This is a genomic window from Collimonas humicola (assembly GCF_018304945.1).
GTDB classification, from domain to species: domain Bacteria; phylum Pseudomonadota; class Gammaproteobacteria; order Burkholderiales; family Burkholderiaceae_D; genus Collimonas; species Collimonas humicola.
Genome location: NZ_JAGQEE010000011.1, coordinates 66,021 through 81,732 on the forward strand (window position 1 = coordinate 66,021; position 15,712 = coordinate 81,732).

16 protein-coding genes are annotated in these 15,712 nt (G+C 57.6%); 10 read left to right on the forward strand and 6 right to left on the reverse strand.

Going from position 1 to position 15,712, the window contains the following annotated elements; translation table 11 throughout:
- From tssE to KHU30_RS23735, 5 genes are all read right to left on the reverse strand, one after another.
- A complete protein-coding gene (gene tssE, locus KHU30_RS23715; RefSeq protein ID WP_211445073.1) occupies window positions 1-492 on the reverse strand; it encodes a type VI secretion system baseplate subunit TssE in 492 nt (163 codons plus the stop codon).
- A 66-nt stretch (window positions 493-558) separates the two neighbouring features.
- Window positions 559-1,050 carry an Hcp family type VI secretion system effector gene (locus tag KHU30_RS23720; protein WP_038491337.1) on the reverse strand — a complete coding sequence of 164 codons (492 nt, stop codon included), beginning with the start codon at window positions 1,048-1,050 and terminating at the stop codon, window positions 559-561.
- Window positions 1,051-1,074: 24 nt separating this feature from the next.
- Entirely contained in the window at window positions 1,075-2,562 is a 1,488-nt protein-coding gene (tssC, locus tag KHU30_RS23725; protein WP_211445074.1) for a type VI secretion system contractile sheath large subunit, read from the reverse strand.
- Between the two features lies 1 nt (window position 2,563).
- Window positions 2,564-3,073 carry a type VI secretion system contractile sheath small subunit gene (tssB, locus tag KHU30_RS23730; RefSeq protein ID WP_211445075.1) on the reverse strand — a complete coding sequence of 170 codons (510 nt, stop codon included), beginning with the start codon at window positions 3,071-3,073 and terminating at the stop codon, window positions 2,564-2,566.
- Window positions 3,074-3,141: 68 nt separating this feature from the next.
- Window positions 3,142-3,729 (reverse strand): tetratricopeptide repeat protein, encoded by a 588-nt coding sequence (locus KHU30_RS23735; RefSeq protein WP_211445076.1) that lies wholly within the window; start codon window positions 3,727-3,729, stop codon window positions 3,142-3,144.
- 268 nt (window positions 3,730-3,997) lie between these two features.
- Here KHU30_RS23735 and tssJ point away from each other — a divergent pair, with 268 nt between their 5' ends.
- The 10 genes from tssJ (at window position 3,998) to KHU30_RS23785 (ending at window position 13,951) form a co-directional block, all read left to right on the forward strand.
- Window positions 3,998-4,597: a type VI secretion system lipoprotein TssJ gene (gene tssJ, locus KHU30_RS23740; RefSeq protein WP_211445077.1), complete on the forward strand. Its 600-nt coding sequence runs from the start codon at window positions 3,998-4,000 to the stop codon at window positions 4,595-4,597.
- Between the two features lie 58 nt (window positions 4,598-4,655).
- Window positions 4,656-6,002, forward strand: a complete 1,347-nt coding sequence (tssK, locus tag KHU30_RS23745) for a type VI secretion system baseplate subunit TssK (protein ID WP_211445078.1) — start codon at window positions 4,656-4,658, stop codon at window positions 6,000-6,002.
- The gene (icmH, locus tag KHU30_RS23750) at window positions 5,999-6,784 is read left to right on the forward strand and encodes a type IVB secretion system protein IcmH/DotU (RefSeq protein ID WP_211445079.1); all 786 of its coding nucleotides are present in this window, start codon (window positions 5,999-6,001) and stop codon (window positions 6,782-6,784) included. Before tssK ends, icmH begins: the two co-directional genes overlap by 4 nt.
- Window positions 6,785-6,901: 117 nt before the next feature.
- Window positions 6,902-8,110, forward strand: a complete 1,209-nt coding sequence (locus KHU30_RS23755; RefSeq protein ID WP_211445080.1) for a patatin-like phospholipase family protein — start codon at window positions 6,902-6,904, stop codon at window positions 8,108-8,110.
- Window positions 8,111-8,227: 117 nt separating this feature from the next.
- The gene (locus KHU30_RS23760; protein WP_211445110.1) at window positions 8,228-8,650 is read left to right on the forward strand and encodes a ribonuclease domain-containing protein; all 423 of its coding nucleotides are present in this window, start codon (window positions 8,228-8,230) and stop codon (window positions 8,648-8,650) included.
- A gap of 60 nt (window positions 8,651-8,710) precedes the next feature.
- Window positions 8,711-9,109, forward strand: coding sequence for a barstar family protein (locus KHU30_RS23765; protein WP_211445081.1), 399 nt, complete (start codon window positions 8,711-8,713; stop codon window positions 9,107-9,109).
- A gap of 48 nt (window positions 9,110-9,157) precedes the next feature.
- On the forward strand, window positions 9,158-9,781 hold the full coding sequence (purN, locus tag KHU30_RS23770; RefSeq protein WP_211445082.1) for a phosphoribosylglycinamide formyltransferase: 624 nt from the start codon (window positions 9,158-9,160) through the stop codon (window positions 9,779-9,781).
- 123 nt (window positions 9,782-9,904) lie between these two features.
- Window positions 9,905-11,158, forward strand: a complete 1,254-nt coding sequence (locus KHU30_RS23775) for an RsmB/NOP family class I SAM-dependent RNA methyltransferase (RefSeq protein ID WP_211445083.1) — start codon at window positions 9,905-9,907, stop codon at window positions 11,156-11,158.
- Between the two features lie 94 nt (window positions 11,159-11,252).
- Window positions 11,253-12,623: a mechanosensitive ion channel family protein gene (locus KHU30_RS23780; RefSeq protein WP_211445084.1), complete on the forward strand. Its 1,371-nt coding sequence runs from the start codon at window positions 11,253-11,255 to the stop codon at window positions 12,621-12,623.
- 134 nt (window positions 12,624-12,757) lie between these two features.
- Window positions 12,758-13,951 carry a DesA family fatty acid desaturase gene (locus KHU30_RS23785; protein ID WP_407928136.1) on the forward strand — a complete coding sequence of 398 codons (1,194 nt, stop codon included), beginning with the start codon at window positions 12,758-12,760 and terminating at the stop codon, window positions 13,949-13,951.
- Window positions 13,952-14,126: 175 nt separating this feature from the next.
- Here KHU30_RS23785 and KHU30_RS23790 read toward each other — a convergent pair whose 3' ends face one another.
- Window positions 14,127-15,632, reverse strand: coding sequence for a hypothetical protein (locus KHU30_RS23790; RefSeq protein ID WP_211445085.1), 1,506 nt, complete (start codon window positions 15,630-15,632; stop codon window positions 14,127-14,129).
- Window positions 15,633-15,712: the final 80 nt, after the last annotated feature.

Here is a 15,712-nt window from a genome sequence, read left to right on the forward strand (position 1 = left end):
TTAACCGTCCATGCGCGCTGCGCGGCGTGCTTTGCTGATTGAGTATTGCAAGGTCGACGGCTGCAGCACGGCGTCGAAGCTGACGGCTTCCTTGGCCGGGCCGACCACCAGCATGGCTGCAATCGCAAAATTCAAGCGGTTGATCGATCCTTCGCGCAGTTCGAGCGAAGCCCGTACATTCCTCAGGCGCGGCTCGTGACGCGCAATGCCTTGCTCCAGGCATTCGCAGATGTACGCGCGGTCATCCATGCTGGCCAGGCTCATGCCGGAAAAATCGTTCAAGCCGTAGGTCAATATCGACTTGCTGCATTCGGGGAAATTCTTCAGTATTTCTTCAGGAATCACGGTGCGCGTATTCAGCATGGCTTCCAGGTCGCGGGCTACCGCGTCTTTCAGGGAATCCATGGACAGCCGCACCACCAGATCGGATTGCGCAGGTGTACTGTCGCCGCCCATCAGTCTGTCAAACAATCCTGGCGTGAAACCTTTCATCGCATACCATTCAAAGAAAAAAAGAGCCGCAGCATGCCGCGGCTCCCATTACTGGTGCAAAAAAAATTACACGACTTTATTGGTCGACAGGTCCCAGCCGCCGGAAGTGTTGCCGCCGGAGCCGCCGCCGATTTTTTGCTGGGTGTACTTCCATTTGACCTTGGAGTACTTCAGGCTGACGCTTTCGCTCAGCACATCGCCTTCCTGGACGGAAGGAGTGACGTCGGAGATCAGCAGGTTCGATAGTTCGATTTCGAAATACTTGATGCGATCGCCCTTGCCGTCGGCGCGCAGGAATTCGAACTTGGCGCTGTCGATGGTCTTGCCGGACGAGCAGTTCTGCAGCAGCAAAGGCGTAGCCAGGTCGGCGATCTTGGTGATCACGATGTCCTTGTGCTCGCAGCGCTCAGCTGTGTGGCCGCCGCCGGTCGATGCCGTAGCCGACTTCGGCTGCAGCACTTCCCATTGCACCGATTTGCATTCGATCCAGTCTTTGTGGGCGCTGTCGGTCGATTCGCCCTTGATGCCGTTAATTTGCAGATATACGTCGATTGCCATGGTAGTACCCCTTATTCAATAAAATTAAGACTTGGTTGACGCCGGTAATTCTGCGACCAAGCGGAGTGAAACTGAAAGTTCGTCAAGCTGGAAGTGAGGGCGCAGGAAAGACACTGCACGATAGACACCCGGACGTCCTGGTACTTCAGATACCTGCACGGAGGCTTCACGCAACGGGAATTGCGCCTTTTGCTCCTGGCTGGCATTGTCATCAAGCAGCACATACTGGGTCAGCCAACGGTTGAGGAAATCTTCCACGTTGCCTGCCGAAGCAAAGCTGCCGATCTTGTCGCGCATCATCGACTTCATGTAATGCGCAATACGCGATACTGCGAAGATGTACTGCAGCTGGGCTGACAGCACCGAGTTCGCATTGGCTGAATCGGTATTGTATTTCTTGGCTTTCTGGGTCGATTGCGCGCCGAAGAAGGCGGCGTAGTCGGTATTCTTGCAATGTACCAGCGAGATGAAGCCGAGGTCGCTCAGCTCTTTCTCGCGGCGGTCGGTAATCGCGATTTCGGTAGGGCACTTGAGCGCGACTTCGCCTTCATCGGTCTTGAAGGTATGGGTCGGCAAGTCTTCCACCAGGCCGCCGCCTTCCACGCCGCGGATCGCCGCGCACCAGCCGAAGTCTTCAAATGCCTTGGTCAGCTTGGTGCCGAAAGCATAGGCTGCGTTGCACCACAGGTATTTGGAGTGATCGGTGCCGTCGACATCTTCCACGAAGTTGAAGCCGTCGACAGTCTGGCCGTCTTTCGGATTGAACGGCAAACGTCCCAGGAAGCGGGGCAGGGTCAACCCGACGTAGCGGGAATCTTCCGATTCGCGGAAAGACTTCCATTTTGCGTATTCGACCGTCTCGAACACCTTGGCCAGGTCGCGCGGCTTGCCGAGTTCGCTGTAGGTTTCTAGTCCGAACAGTTCCGGCGATGCGGCACTGATGAAAGGCGCATGGGCGGAAGCGGCGATGTGCGACATCTGCTCGACGAAATACATGTCTTCCGGTTGCCGCGTGATTTCAAAATCGCCCAGCAGGGCGCCGAACGGCGAGCCGCCGAAAGTGCCGAACTCTTCTTCGTAGACTTTCTTGAAAATGGCGCTCTGGTCGAAATCCAGGGCTGCCTGGAAGTCTTTTACCAGTTCGCGCTTGGTGGCGTTCAGGACCTTGATCTTGATGTTCTGGCCGGTGGTCGAGTTGAACACCAGGTAGTGCAGGCCGGTCCAGCTGCTTTCCAGCTTCTGGAATTCAGGCGCATGCATGACGGCGCTGACCTGCTCGGAAATCAGGCGGTCCAGCTCAGCCACGCGGGCATCGATGGTCGCCGACAGGTTGGGCGAGACCACTACGGTGCCTTGCATGACCTGGTTCACGAGTTCCGAAATGATGTCCTTGGCGCGGTCGTGTTCGGCGCCGGATTTGGCGACTTTGCTCTGTTCTACGATCTGGTCGAGCAAACCGGATTCTTCTGCCACCGGGCTGGCTGCCGCCGCAGAGTTATGCTGAAAGGACATCTCAGTCTCCTTGTTTCTTGGTTTGCTTGCTCAACGCCGTCAGCTTCTCGGTGCTGTTGAGCACATCGTTCAGGATGTCTTCCAGCTTGTCGTTGCCGGCCAGCTTGTTGCGCAGGTCCGCCAGTTTGGTGCGGGCTTCCAGCAACTGCTTGAGCGGTTCGATCTGCTGCACCACGGCTTCCGGACGGAAATCGTCGATCGACTTGAATTTCAGCTCGACGCCGAATTCGCCGCCGCCATCGCTCAGATGATTCGGTACGCGGAAAGTGGCTTTCGGCTCGATGCCCTTCATCACTTCGTCGAAGTTGTCGTTGTCGATGTTGACGAATTTGCGGTCTTTCAGCTTGGCCTGGGCCACATCTGATTTGCCGCTGAAGTCGCCTACCACGCCCATCACGAACGGCAATTCCTTTTGCTCGATGGCGTCGCCGATTTCAACGTCGTAAGTCATTTGCACCCGTGGTGGACGGACCTTCTGCAAACGTTTTTGAGTACTCTCTTTTTTGGCCATAAAACCCCCGCTGATGCTTACCGGATAATCAAGCCCTGGCCCCGTGGCGGGGCGCAGGATTCATTTAGTTACTGCAACGATCCGAATGGATTGGCGCCGTCGCCGCTAGGTTCAGGCGTGGAGCCAGGTTTGGCCGCCACGGCACCCTTCTTGGGGGCGGCGGCAGGACGCGCCACCACCTTGGGACGGGCCGGCACCAGTACCGTCTCGCCCAGGCTTTCGCGCAGGATTTTCGCCAGGCCTTGTGCTTCGGTACGGACATTGCCGTTCAAATCGTTTTGCGTGCGCAGGTCGTTCAAGGCCTTGGTCGACAATCTCAGGCCGCCCACCGCGACGATGCTGTTGGCGACCTTGTCTTTCGGATCGCGGTTCAAACCTTCCAGCGCATAGGAAATGGCGTCGCCATAATTTTCCGCATCGAAACGGATTTGCGCCAAACGTACCCATGGCCCCTTGTCTGCTGGAAATGCGCTGGTCGCGTCTTTCAGCAATTTGACGGCCTTGTCGGTCTGGCCGGCTTTCTGGGCCGCGTCCGCTTCGGCCACGATGGCGTCAAGTTTGGCGGCCGGGTCTACCGGCGGCGGCGGCGTTGCACAGGCGCTTACCAAACATGTCAATGCCATGCCGTAGATAAATTTACTCTTCCATTGACTCATCTTAAACTCGCTTTCTATGTGGCAACTTTTAAATAGCCCAAATCTTAACAAAACCAGGCAGATGCAGATATCATATTGCCAATCTACATCAAAATTTGTTAACTTTGGTTACACCATTGCAACAAGTTTAGTCCAGACCCATACTATATGTCTAGGCGGCAACTAGTGCGGCGTTGTTGTTTTGTATAAATTAATGATGAAATGTCAATCCAGACAGTATGATCTATCCAGCATTTTGCAACCCAAATAAAGACGATAATTAATGTTAATGCGACCACTTTATCTCTTGGCTTCGCTTGCCGCCGTATTGAGCCTGGCCGGCTGTGCAGCCGGCGCCGTCTCGGCGGTCGGTTCGATTGCCAGCTCGGTATTGCAGATGTCAGGCATCACCAAGCCCGAAATTCCGGATGCCCAAAAGCCGCCCAGGACCGTTGCGATCAAGCTGCACGCCGGATCCAACCTGAATGTCGATAGCGGCGGTGCGCCGCTGGCGCTGGTGGCCAGAGTATATAAGTTAAGACAAAATGGTGCTTTCCAACAGGCAACTTACGATACATTTACTAATCCGCAGAAAGAAAAGGATGTGCTGGGCGCGGATCTGATCGAAGTCAAGGAAATCACCCTGGTGCCTGGACAGCGCTATGAAGTCAGCGAAAAGGTCACCCGGGAAGCCGGTTTCGTCGGCGTTGTCGCCTTGTTCCGCAAACCGGCGGCGCAGCGCTGGAAACTGACTTTCCCGGCGGAGCAGGCGGAGAAATCCGGTATAACCTTGGGCGCGCATGCGTGCGCGCTGACGGTCGGCACCGGCGTCACGGTGGCGGAAGACGTCGGCGCCAGCAAGTTTTTAACCCCGGCTCCGTGCGGTTAGCGCTTGGCCGGCAACTGCATGATGGTGGTTTGAATAAATTTACATGTGAGTCAAATACGTGAATCGAACATCGAAAATCTTATGGGGCGAGGGCTTGTTCCTGCGTCCCCAGCATTTCCAGCAGCAGGACCGCTATCACGAGAATCGCCTGCATGAAACCACCAATGCCTTGCATCCGTTTGCCTGGGGCGTGCTGTCGGTGCAACTGGACCGCGATGCGCTGGCTAACAACACCTTGCGGCTGTCAGAGTTGTCGGTGATTTTCCAGGATGGCGAAATCTACAAGGCGCCCGAGGCCGACGATCTGCCGGAAGTGGTCGACCTGACCAATATCCCGCACGCCCAGCAAACCATTACCTATTACGCGGCGCTGCCTTACATGAAGGGTTTCGGCGGCAATTTCTCGCCGCTGGGCCAGACCAGCAACGCCACCCGTTATGCGCAGAACAATGCAGCCACTGCCGACCTGTTCACGCAGGCGGCGGAAGCGGAGCTGACCTATTTGAAGAAATCGGTGCGGCTGGTGTCGGAAATGGAGCCGCGCGACTCCCTCATTAGTTTTCCGCTGATCAAGCTGCGCCGCATCTCTACCGGCGGCTTTGAGCCGGACCCGACTTTCGTGGCCCCCAGCCTGACCATCCGCAGCGCTCCTGCGCTATATATCCAGCTGCGGCGCCTGATGGATGCGCTGCAAGCCAAGGTCAGCGCCTTGTACGGCCATCACCGTGAGCCGAGCAAGAATGTCATCGAATTTCGTTCCGGCGATATTTCTTCATTCTGGCTGCTGCATACGGCCAGTTCGGCGTTTGCCGGACTGACGCACTATTTCCATAATCCGGCGTTTCATCCGGAACGCCTGTACGAGCAGCTGCTGAGCCTGGCCGGTGCGCTGATGACGTTTTCCAAGAGCTACGCGCTGTCGGACCTGCCGGTTTACCAGCATCAGGATCCGGGTCCATGTTTCGCCAAGCTGGACGCCATCATCCGCGAGTTGCTGGACACCGTCATCTCGTCGCGTTATTTTTCCATCGCGCTGTCGGAAAACAAGCCGTCGCATCATCACGGCATGCTCGACTCCGGCAAGATCGACGACAAGACCGCGTTCTACCTGGCGGTCAACGCCAGCATGCCGGCCATCGAACTGGTCGACATCGTGCCGCTGCGCTTCAAGATCGGCGCGCCGGATGACGTCGATAAATTCGTGCTGTCGGCGATGCCCGGCGTCAAGCTGTCGCATTCGCCGCAAGTCCCGGCGGCGCTGCCGGTGCGGCCGGACACTTATTATTTTGCATTGGAAAACAAGGGCGCCCTGTACGACCGCATGCTGCAGGCGCAATCGATTTCGATCTATGTGCCATCCGGCATCAACGACCTTAAACTTGAGCTCTTAGCGGTTACATCATGAACAGAACTTCAGCCCCATCCCTGCTTGGCGACATGGCTTCCGGCCAAGGCCCATATGCAGCGCCGGACAGCAGCAGCTCGGCCAATTCCTTGCTGGACCTGATGTACGACGGTTTCTATGCCCTGTTCCTGCTGAAGAACCGTTGCTCGCCGGTCGACGAAGCCGGCTTTACGGCCAAGATGCAGCGCTTCCTGAGCGACTTTGAACGCGGCGCAAAAAAGCTGGATGTCTCGGCGGAAGACGTGCATGCGGCAAAGTATGCGTTTTGCGCGGCGGTCGACGAGAACATCCTGCATTCGCAATTCAATATCCGCGAATCGTGGGCGCGGCGGCCGCTGCAGCTGATCCTGTTCGGCGACCAGCTGGCCGGCGAACATTTCTTCACGCGCCTGGAAGACTTGCGCGCGAAGGGCGCCTTGCACCTGCAGGCACTGGAGGTTTTCCATATGTGCCTGCTGCTCGGTTTCCAGGGTAAGTACATCATCGAAGGCCCGGAAAAACTGAATTACCTGACCGCGCGCCTGGGCGACGAAATCGCCCGCATGAAAGGCAAAAGCGTCGGCTTTGCGCCGCACTGGGAGCGGCCGGACCAGATCAGCCACAAGCTGCGCAATGAAGTGCCGTTGTGGGCGCTGTGTTCGGTATTTGCACTGATCGGACTGGGCGGCTATTTCGGCTTGAACACCATGCTGTCGCGCGCCACTGCATCAAGCATCGCCGGCTACAGCGACATCGTCAAACTGGCGCCGCGGGCGGCGAATCTGACCATTACCCTGCCTTGACGCTTGCCCGGCGTGCGCGAACGGGAAGATTCGGCTTTCCGGTTCGCGGGCCAGGCATGCGATAGGCAATCAATTGGATAGAGCAGCAATACATTTCTGCTGGTAATCTTCTGTCTCATGGAGACAAAACAAAAAACCGGCCTCATCCTCACCGGCGGCGGCGCCCGCGCAGCCTACCAGATCGGCGTGATGGACGCGGTAGCGTCGATTTTGCGGGAACAGGGCTGGGCGCCGGAGCAGAATCCTTTCAACATCATTTGCGGCACCTCGGCCGGCGCGATCAATGCGACGGCGCTGGCGTGCCGGGTCGACAACTTCGGCCTTGGCGTGCAAAAGCTGAAGGATGTCTGGGAGCACTTCGCGGTGGAGCAGGTGTACCGCGCCGATTCGCTGGGCGTGCTGCGCTCGGGGGCGCGCTGGCTGTCGTTGCTGTCATTCGGCTGGCTGCTGCGCAAATGGCATGCCCATCCGCCTAATTCCCTGCTCGACAATACGCCCCTGATCACCTTGCTGCACCGCTTGCTGGACCTGGAACGGCTCGACACGGCGCTGGCCAACGGCAGCCTGGACGCGCTGGCGATCACGGCATCGTCGTATAGCGGCGGCCAGCACATTACTTTTTATCAAAGCGCCAGCGAGATCCAGGGCTGGACCCGCAGCCAGCGCCGGGCGGTGCGGGACCAGATCGGCGTCGGCCATCTGCTGGCGTCCTCGGCGATCCCTTTCATTTTTCCTGCGATCCCGATCTTCTGCGAAGGCCGCCGCCAGTTTTTCGGCGATGGCTCGATGCGCCAGCTGGCGCCGATTTCTCCCGCGATTCACCTTGGCGCCAGCAAAGTCATGGTGGTCGGCGCCGGCCGCCGCCAGGAAGCGCCGGCTGACTCTCCCACTTTCGCCAGTTATCCGAGTCTGGCGCAGATCGCCAGCCACGCGTTGTCCAGCATTTTCCTGGACGGGTTGGCGGTGGATATCGAACGGCTGGAACGCATCAATCACACGCTTTCCTTCCTGACCGAGGAGCAGCGCCAGCGCACCCCGCTGAAGCCGGTGGAAATGCTGATTATTTCGCCGTCGGAACAAATCGACGATATCGCCACCAAGCACTTCGGCAGCCTGCCGCTGCCGATCCGCACCTTGCTGGGCGGCCTGGGCGCCAAGGATATCCAGGGCGGAGGGCTGGCCTCGTATCTGCTGTTCGAATCCGGCTATACCCGCGAGCTGATCCGCATGGGGCAGAAAGATACCCTGGCGCGGCGCGATGAAGTAGCGGTTTTTTTCGGGCCCGCTGAGGACGCTGCCCTTGCCGCGGTGGGCAGCGCGGCCTGACAGTTGTTCCGTATTGTCAAATATTGCAACACTTGATTGCGCCGCAAGTATACGGGTTGATTCGTTTTCAGCAACACGTTACCCTACGGTATCGCATATACAAAAAATATGAAATTTATGAAAAGCCACGCAACCCAGCGCCATTTCCCTGGTCTAAATGCCGGTTTCGCTGCTGCGATGTTGCGTAACGGCATATTGTTTCTGCTCGGCTTGCTGCTGTCTTTTCAGGTATTTGCCCGTGAATCTTTGCCGCAGGACACTGTTGCGCTGAACCAGCTGCCCCCGGAAGCACAGACGACATTGATGTTGATCAAGCAGGGCGGGCCTTTTCCTTATGCCAAGGACGGTGTGATATTCGGCAATTACGAGGGGGCGTTGCCCAGGCAGCGGCGTGGCTATTACCATGAATATACTGTAAAGACGCCGCGTGCCCGCAACCGTGGCGCGCGCCGGATCATTGCGGGCGGCAATCCGCAGTCTTCCGGTGAATATTATTACACGGACAATCATTATCAAACCTTCAGACGCATCCAGGAGTGACTGAGACGAGTGAACCAACTACCACAACAGCAACCCATCATTGCTCTAGCTGAGGGAAAAATGAGCTTGTTTAAAACCGTGCCGCCAAATGTAGTGCAGTCTATCCGCGCCTTCCGTGTGACCGACCTGCAGGCGGAAGCTCAGCGCCTGGGGCAGCATTTCCTGTATGCCTACTGTGCGGAAGCGACGACTAAGCAGCAGGTTCTGGGCAAAATCGCAAATGCTTTCCACTTTCCCAAGCATTTCGGCAAGAATTTCGATGCGCTGCACGACTGCCTGACCGACCTGGCGCACAAGGCCGGTCCGCAACCCGGCTTTATTGTGGTAATCGAGCAACTGCCGAATACACAGAAATTCGACAAGGAAGCGCGCGAAACCCTGCTCGACGTATTCCGCGACAGCGCCGATTTCTGGGCTGACAAGAAAGTTGCCTTCCGCGTCTTTTATTCATTCCAATAACAATATTTGCCGCCGGTTTTACTCAAAAACTGCGTTGCAACGGGTACAATGCGCGCCATGAGAAGCATTGTTATCCTGATTTCCGGGCGTGGCAGCAATATGCAAGCCATCGTCCGCGCCGCTCAAGCCGAACAGTGGCCTGCCCGCATCGCTGCAGTGATCAGCAACCGCGCAGATGCCGAAGGTTTGAAATTTGCTGCCGCCCAGGGCATTCCAACGGCGGTGGTAGCGAATAAAGACTATCCTGATCGTGAACAGTTCGATGCCGCCTTGCGTGTCGTGATTGACGGCTTTGCACCGGATCTGGTGGTGCTGGCCGGTTTCATGCGCATCCTGACGGCGCCCCTGGTGGAACACTACGCCGGCCGCATGCTGAACATCCATCCTTCGCTGCTGCCGAGCTTTACCGGCATGGCGACGCACCGGCAAGCGCTGGCGGCCGGCGTCAAAGTGCATGGGGTGACCGTGCATTTCGTCACGCCGACGCTGGACCATGGCCCGATCGTGGCGCAGGTTGCAGTGCCGGTGCTGGAAGGGGATACCGAGCAGTCGCTGGAGCAGCGGGTGCTGGTCGAAGAGCATCAGCTATATCCGCGTGCGGTGCGCTGGTTCATCGAAGACCGCCTGGCTATCGAGGACGGCCGGGTGCATGTCAGCGCGCAGCCAGTCTAGCGTTAGCCTGGCTCACATTCTTAGTTGCGTTACATGGTTGCGTGACTTAATTACGTGATTCACTACGCATCACCATCGTTTGCCGTACCGGCACGATAAACAGATTTTTAAGAAAGAATCATTATGAGATTGCCTCCCGCGATCATCGGTCACACCGAAGAAGTCCTGCGCGAAATTTTACGTTTTACCGGACCTGCCGACGGCACCTTGTCGCACTATTTTCGCGAGCACCCGAAGCTGGGTTCGCGCGAACGCGGCGTGGTCGCTGAAGCGGTTTACGGCCTGCTGCGCAACAAATCGATCTACACCAGCTTCGCCGAATCGGGCAACGGTCCGACCATGCGCCGCATGACCCTGCTGGGCCTGGCCGATGCGGTCGGCGTCGAGTCGCTGGGCGGTCTGTCGGAAGAAGAAACCGAATGGCTGACGCGGGTCGGCGAAATCGACCGTGCGCTGATGCCGGCGCTGATGCGCTCAAACCTGCCGCAATGGCTGTTCGACAAGCTGGTGGCGCGCGATGGCGAGGCCGCCACGCTGGAGCTGGCGTACGCGATGAACCAGCCGGCGCCGCTGGACTTGCGCGTCAATACAATCAAGTCGAACCGCGAAGATGTCAGCGCCGCCCTGGCGGAAGCGCCTATCCTGTGCGAGCCGACCCCTTATGCGCCGCTGGGCCTGCGCGTCATCAAGAAGCCGGCCTTGCAAAACCTGCCGCTGTTCAAGAGCGGTGCGATTGAAGTGCAGGACGAAGGCAGCCAGCTGCTGGCGCAAATCGTCGGCGCCAAGCGTGGCGAAATGGTGGTCGATTTCTGCGCCGGCGCCGGCGGCAAGACGCTGGCCCTGGGTGCTACCATGCGCAATACCGGCCGCCTGTATGCTTTCGATATTTCCGAGAAGCGCCTGGCGAAACTGAAGCCGCGCATGGCGCGCAGCGGTTTGTCCAATATCCATCCGGTCCTGATCGCCCATGAGAACGACGGCAAGGTCAAGCGCTTGGCGGGCAAGATCGACCGCGTGCTGGTCGATGCGCCGTGCAGCGGCCTCGGTACGCTGCGCCGCAATCCCGATGTCAAATGGCGCCAGACGCCGGAGGCGATCGTCGAAATGAACACCAAGCAGATCGCGATCCTGTCGAGTGCGGCGCGGCTGGTGAAATCCGGCGGGCGCCTGGTGTACGGTACCTGCAGTCTGTTGGACGAAGAAAACGAAGCGATTGCAGCGCAATTCCTGGCCAGCCACGAAGATTTTTCGCTGGTGCCGATGAAAGACGTGCTGGCCGAGCAGAAAATCCCCCTGGAAATGGGCGACTATCTCAAACTGCTGCCGCATCAGCATCAGACCGACGGCTTCTTTGCCGCGGTATTCGTGCGCAAGTAATCATGCTGCTCCGGGCCGGCGGTTTCAAGCTGACCCGGAGTGCGCAGCACGACAGAATGCCGAGACGCCAAGTACTCAACGCCGTATCTAAATAATGCCAGATATTTTCACGGACTTGCTCAACGACTTGCTGACCAACCTGGGTGCGCCCGGGTTGGCGCTGCAAGTCGGATTGCTGCTGCTTTGCATAGCCGTGGGCTGGGTGCTGGCGCGCCTGCTGCGCCGTACTTTCACGCTGAGCGCCGTGCAGCCGCCGGCGATGCAGATCGGCCTGGGCAGCTTCGTCAAGGTGCTCACGCCTATCCTGACTTTCCTGCTGCTGTTGCTGGTCAAGCTGGCTTTGCAGAAGTGGCACCAGCCGGTCAATATCCTGCGCCTGATGGTGCCGCTGGTGGCTTCCCTGGCGCTGATGCGCTTCGTGTTCTACGTCTTGCGCCGGGTTTTTGCGCGCAACAGCGGTGTCGGCACTTTCCTGCTGCTGTTTGAAAAGAGCTTCGGCGCCCTGGTCTGGATTGGCCTGCTGCTGTATATCACTGGCTGGTGGCCTGACCTGTTCGATTACCTCGAGAGTACGGTGCTGCCGATCGGCCGCTACAAGGTGTCGCTGCTGGCCATTATCCAGGCTCTGGTATCGGTGCTGGTGACGCTGGTGATCGCGCTGTGGGCCGGCGCCACCATTGAAGAGCGCTTGATGCGGGTCAACACCATGCATTCCTCGATCCGCACCGTGGTGGCGCGCATGGCGCGCGCGGTGCTGATCCTGATTGCGATATTGCTCAGTCTTTCGCTGGTAGGTATCGACCTGACCGTGCTGTCGGTGTTCGGCGGCGCGCTGGGTGTGGCGCTGGGTCTTGGTTTACAGAAAATCGCCAGCAGTTATGTATCGGGCTTCGTGATCCTGCTGGAGCGCAGCCTGGCGATCGGCGACATGGTCGGCGTCAGCACGTTCTACGGCAAGGTAGTGCAGATCAACAGCCGCTATACCGTGCTGCAGGGGCTGGACGGCATCGATACAGTGATTCCGAACGAGATCTTCATGATCAATTCGGTGCAGAACTATTCGCTGACCAACCGTATCCTGCGGCTGGCAACCCATGTGACGATCGTCTACCAGGATGATGTCGAAAGCATACTGACCATGCTGGAGCAGGCGGCGCTGGAGGTGGAGCGCGTCTCGCATGAAGTGTTGCCGCAAGCCTTGCTGCTGAAGATCGGTCCTGACGGGCTAGAGCTAGAGGTCGGATTCTGGATCACCGATCCCGAGAACGGGCGCCTGAATGTATTGTCCGATGTTAACCGGGCGATCTGGCGCGTGTTGCAGGCCAAGCAAATTAAAATTGCTCATGTGAAACGCGAGATCAAGGTATACGATGAGGAGTTGCGTAAAAGTAATTTTCACTCAGATACACAACAGGATTTGCAATTAGATGGCCCGGTTGATTCGCCGAAACCTAAAAGCGGCTGATATTCAGGGTACAATTGCAGTCGAATTTCGGGTAATTGGTCGGTAACTACCCGTCAACTTACCCGCATTACACTGCAAATCAGACATTAAAACAAGCAGTGGCGTAATCATTCATTACACATGGAGTACACATAGTGTTCAATGCAATTCTCGATTTCTTGTCGAATGGCGTAACAGGTGCAAGCGCCTGGCAGGTGGTCGTGTTCACGCTGGTCGTGACGCACATTACGATCGCTGCAGTGACTATTTACCTGCATCGCGGCCAGGCGCACCGCGCTCTGGATCTGCATGCGATCCCGAGTCATTTTTTCCGTTTCTGGCTGTGGCTGACGACTGGCATGGTGACCAAGGAGTGGGCGGCGATCCATCGCAAGCATCACGCCAAATGCGACACCGAGGAAGATCCGCACAGCCCGGTCACGCGCGGCATCAAGAAAGTATTCTGGGAAGGCGCCGAGCTGTACCGCGCTGAATCGAAGAACTTGGAAACCATGGAAAAATTCGGCCATGGCACACCGGACGACTGGATCGAGAGAAACCTGTACACCAAACATAGCGCCTACGGCATTGTCGCCATGCTGTTCATCGACCTGATGCTGTTCGGCGTCATCGGCCTGAGCGTCTGGGCAGTGCAGATGGTGTGGATTCCGATTACCGCCGCCGGCATCATCAACGGCATCGGCCACTACTGGGGTTACCGCAACTACGATTGCAATGACGCCGCCACCAACATCATCCCGTTCGGCATCATCATCGGCGGTGAGGAACTGCATAACAACCATCATACTTTTGGCACATCGGCCAAGCTGTCGTCGAAGTGGTACGAGTTCGACATCGGCTGGATGTATATCCGGATACTGGAAATCTGCGGCCTGGCCAAGGTCAAGAAGATCGCTCCGGCGCCGAAATTCAACCACGCCAAGCTGGTGCCCGACCTGGATACCTTGCAATCGGTGATCGCCAACCGCTACGACGTCATGGCCAAGTATGCCAAGTCGTTGAAGAACGCCTGGCACGAAGAGCGCAGCCACCTGACCGACAAGGCCAAGCTCGGCGCCGGTTTCCTCAAGTCATCGAAGAAATTGCTGCAACGCGAGCCGACCAAACTGGAAGCGCCGCAAAAGCAGCAGTTGACTGAATTGTTCTTGCATAGCAAAGCACTGCAAACCATGCATGAAATGCGGGTTGAGCTGGGTGCCATCTGGGAACGTTCGCATTTCACGCGTGATCAATTGTTGCATCAATTGCAGGACTGGTGCGCACGTGCCGAAGCGTCGGGCATCAAATCCTTGCAGGATTTTTCGTTGCGCCTGCGTAGTTATTCCTGAGTAAGGTAGAAGGCCGACCGTCGCAGGATGGCACGGTGTTGGCTCTGTTCTAGAAAAACGGCCCGAGCATATCGGGCCGTTTTTTTTGAGTGCATGCCTTATGCATACTGTGCTAGCCCTGCGCAAGACGGTGTTCTTGCCGGGGCGTGTCCGAAAGCGGTGCAGAGTCTTGCCTTTATATCGTGTAGATGAGATTGCTGGGTGGGTTAGGGAAGTCGAGGGTTTCAACGATGGCGACGACGTGTTCCCCGGGAGGGAGGTCGGGGCGCAGTGTGATGGCCTTGTCGGCGGATGCGCGTCCATCCTGGTTGGCGAACAGGGTTGTGACGTCACTGTCTATCGTGGTGGTGGGATTGGGAGTGAGGCGCAGGCGTGGGAAGCGGGCTGGTGTGCCATCCTTATTTGTGACATGCATGATGAAACCAGGAGCCGAATGGTCTTGCTTGACGACGGCCGGCTCGGTGAAGTCAAGAGCTCGCCATTGGGCGACGAAGTTCGCTTCCCGGATGCGTGTTTCCAGGCGTGGCAAGCCATAGGTATGCGCTGCGGCCTGATAGAGCCGTTCAGCGTGTTCGCCGACAGGAGTGGTGACGTATTGGCGCGTGTAGCCGACCAGCGTCGGGGCGGTTTCTTCGTTAGCGTATGAACAGTAAGAGTCCTTCCAAGCTGAGCCGACGAGGACGGTGAGGGCTTGGGCGATCGCGCATCCGGTGGAGTACTCGAATTCACCGAAAAAGAACGGCAGCCAGGTAGCAGGGTCCTCCGGAATCTTCTGCGGGAACGAGTACACTTTCCCGGTGTCTGGAGAAATTGCTTCTCGGCCAATGATTTCAAGAAAGCGCCCCTCGGCATAGGAGGCGACCCCTTCAAGCGTTTCAGTCTGCTCATATGTTGCGACCATATCTGGAAATAGCGTCCGCCGCTTGTCGCGGATAGCGAGAAAGGTCTCCAAGGCATCGCGGGCGCTGTTGGCGCTGGTGAAACGATGGACCAGCACAACGTTCTCTAGCCACTGCAAGCCCCCGAAGTGGACGTCGGCAGCCGGGTAAACGTAGCGGTCTCGCGAAGGGTTCCAGCCTTCCGGCAGCGTGTAGCCGTGCGGCTGCAGCCCATGGAAGTGTTCGTGGAACCAAGTTGCCGATGCGTACCAAGTCGATCCATCGAAGCCATATGGCCGTGGAAAACCAACAGCGTCTGGTGAGCGCATCACGACATACCAGAATGTTTGTCCTCGGAACTTTACGAATCCGAACTCTTGCTGTTTGTACAGGATACCCTCATCGAGTTCGGCAAGTGAGGTTGCGTCGCGCAGGACCTGAATCTCCCCGAGCGCCCACTGCGGTGGGCCGACGATGATTTCACTAGGCTTCGAGGTCCGGCTCGAGATCATAAATGCGGACATAATCTCCGTGTCCGCCGCCTTTCGCTCCAGCAGCAACAGAGGCCTGGGAGCAAGATTCCGATATGGCATAATCGTTCCGGTGCCGACTGCACGATAGATTTCCGACACCTGGAACATATGCTGCCGGACAGACGTCGGAAGCGCATTCCATGCCGCGTCCCCCATTCTTGCACCATCTGGCACATCACGTACGCCATGAGGAGCGCCGTCATCCGCATCCTCGAAATGACAGCCTGCCAGCAGCAAACCTGCTGTCAGCTTCACGCAGCCGACCATCATGCCTCTTCGCGATATAGGTGTTTGGTCCCACATAATCAGTTCCCCCACGTCGGTATGATCCACACTGTAAATACGCCCGC